This is a genomic window from Paramesorhizobium salinisoli (genome assembly GCF_003335045.1).
Lineage (GTDB): Bacteria > Pseudomonadota > Alphaproteobacteria > Rhizobiales > Rhizobiaceae > Paramesorhizobium > Paramesorhizobium salinisoli.
On sequence record NZ_QOZG01000068.1, the window covers coordinates 1 to 2336 of the forward strand.

General features: G+C 58.0%; 2 protein-coding genes and 1 pseudogene. All 3 read left to right on the forward strand.

All coding sequences use genetic code 11. The features are described 5' to 3' along the window. Positions 1 to 411 precede the first annotated feature (411 nt). A pseudogene (locus tag DUT91_RS27085) lies at positions 412 to 597 on the forward strand (HlyD family secretion protein); the annotation flags it as partial. Positions 598 to 648: 51 nt separating this feature from the next. After that, complete coding sequence (locus tag DUT91_RS27230; protein WP_281032648.1) at positions 649 to 1227, forward strand: TetR/AcrR family transcriptional regulator C-terminal domain-containing protein; 579 nt, start codon at positions 649 to 651, stop codon at positions 1225 to 1227. Beyond that, positions 1224 to 2288: a TetR/AcrR family transcriptional regulator C-terminal domain-containing protein gene (locus tag DUT91_RS24815; RefSeq protein ID WP_200835090.1), complete on the forward strand. Its 1065-nt coding sequence runs from the start codon at positions 1224 to 1226 to the stop codon at positions 2286 to 2288. The genes DUT91_RS27230 and DUT91_RS24815 overlap by 4 nt, the downstream gene beginning before the upstream one ends. Positions 2289 to 2336: the final 48 nt, after the last annotated feature.

The following is a 2336-nucleotide window of genomic DNA, read 5'->3' on the forward strand; positions in this document are numbered from 1 at the left end:
TTCAAATAATCACAACGCGCGCATGAGACCCCCGCTCGGGCTACGCCCTCCCACGGGTCTCATGCGCGCGCCAAGGTGGCCGACTTTTGCGCCGCCGCGTGGCCGGTTTTTACTCCGCCGTTGACAAAGCGGGCTGTGGTTCCGGCGCAGTCGTCTCGTCATGTTCTCTCCTGTTTCCGGCAACTAAGCCAAAGTCAGGCAAGAATTCCATTTATACCCGCTGTCCGATTCCGAGCCAGCTCTCTCCCACCACCGCGGCCAGCCACCTAGACTTTGGCATCATTCGACAGATGCCTGCGTAGAATAGGCTGGTGCCCCGGACTGCTCCATTGTCATCGCACCGGCTACCCCACCGTGATGAGAAGAGGTGGCGCGGCAACCGAGCTGAAAAAGGAGATGAAGATGAGAGATGATGTACAGCAGCAACGCATCGCTGTTCCTGCGGCTCAGTGCCAGGCTGCAGTCGCGGCTGTCGCGCAGGCGCAGGCCGCGCGCGATCTCGCTCAAATTGATCTCGACAACACCGTGGTACGCGCACCGGTCAGCGGCGTTGTCGGCAACCGCAAGGTCCGCGTCGGCCGGCTTGTTGCGCCGGGAACCGTTCGACCGAACAAAGCGGAATCGAGGCCGGATGCTCGAACCGACATCGTGCTGGCGATCAGCGAGGCTCTCGCTGATCCGAGCAACGCGCTCGCCAGCTTTAATGGTATTTTGGTACGTGCCGGATATTCGGAAACAGATATCCGCTCGACATTTGAAAGCATCGACGACTTGATCGTTGCGATTGCCGAACGCAAAGCCTTTCTCACATCGCAGCCATTGGCGAGGAGGCCGAGCACTGTAGAAGATGCACGCGATACGCTCATCGCCTTCGGACTCGCTGCTTGCAAGGAATGTTCGACCACGCTGGTCGGGTTCATTCGGATGATGATGGCCGAAGGTGCGCGTAATCCTCCTCTCAAGAAGCGAGTATACGAAGCCGGGCCGGCGATCGTCACATTGAAGCTGCAGGAGTTCCTGTCGGAAGCAGACGAAAGAGGCATTCTTGCGATATCGGACCCTCAGTTATATTCAGAGCAACTGTTGGGACTTCTGTGGGAGCCGCTCTATCAGGCACTCATGCTGAACCCTGGGACTATTCAGGAAAGAACGGTCGCCGACCGCGTCAGGGCCGGCATTGAGAGGTTCGTTCATGGATGTGCAACCGCGAGGAGCGTTAACCCATGAGCGCGATGGTCGATAATGCTTGGCTGACAAGAAAGTCTTGGCTGAGACGAAATACAGGAAGCCCCCCAAGGCTGAAGGTCGTCGGCGATGTCCCTGCGGACTTGGTAAACAGCGTTGACGAGAATGGATCCCTGGTGACCGTCGATCCCGTCGACTGGATCATCTGCTTCGTACCCGGCCTCAAACAGCAATGGTGGCATCGATTCGTCAACCATAAGCACAAGCACGTCTTTGCCATGCGGCCCACGAACACCGGGAGTTGGCTGCTTGTTGAGCCGTGGTGGTCGCGTATGATGGTGACGATCTTGCCGCCAGCCGATGCCGTCAAATTTCTCCGGTGGGGTGGGACGGGCGACATTCTCCGAGTCCGTGAGGCGGTCCCCGGTAAAGCTAGCCAGTTTCGCGGTTGGTCAAACTGCGCGGTTCTCACGTCTTTTTTGCTTGGGCGGTCAAGCTGGGCATGGACGCCGCACGGCCTCTACCGTGAGCTACTACGGGAAAAAGCAACGCGGCACGAGAATGTAGAGCAACTTCTCGTCAACCAGTTCACCAACCTTGTCAGCCAGTACTCGTCAAATGCACTGAGCCTCAGCGCCGATCAGCTTTCGCTGCCTCTCAGAGAATTGCTCGTCATCATTGGACGCAATCTTCTAGAGGCGATGATGGCACCGTCCATGCTGGAAGTTTGTTACGCGGCCATCCTTGAAGCTGACCGCTACCCCGATGCGACACGCGTCTACGCTCAGCATGGCCCTAAGCCGGCCGTCGCGGTGCTTTCAAGAATTCTCGCAAATGCGAGGCAGGCCGGTGAAATCGATCTAGCGGATTGCGAAGCCGGTGCCCGCCAGTTTCACGGAATGCTCCGTGGAAACATCCATCTGAAAGCTGTGCTTCAGCTCGGCGAGATGCCAACGCCCTCTGAGATCGATTTGCGCGCCCGCACCACGGTGAAAGTCTTTCTTGACGGCGTTAGGCGCGACGAGACTGAACCGCCCCGGGTTTGCCGGAGGCTATTTGGTTTAAGTTATGCAGCCAATGCCGGTTCGTCCAGCATGGCGTAATATCGCTCCTCGGCTTCGGCTGGGGGTATATTTCCGATGGGTTCCAGC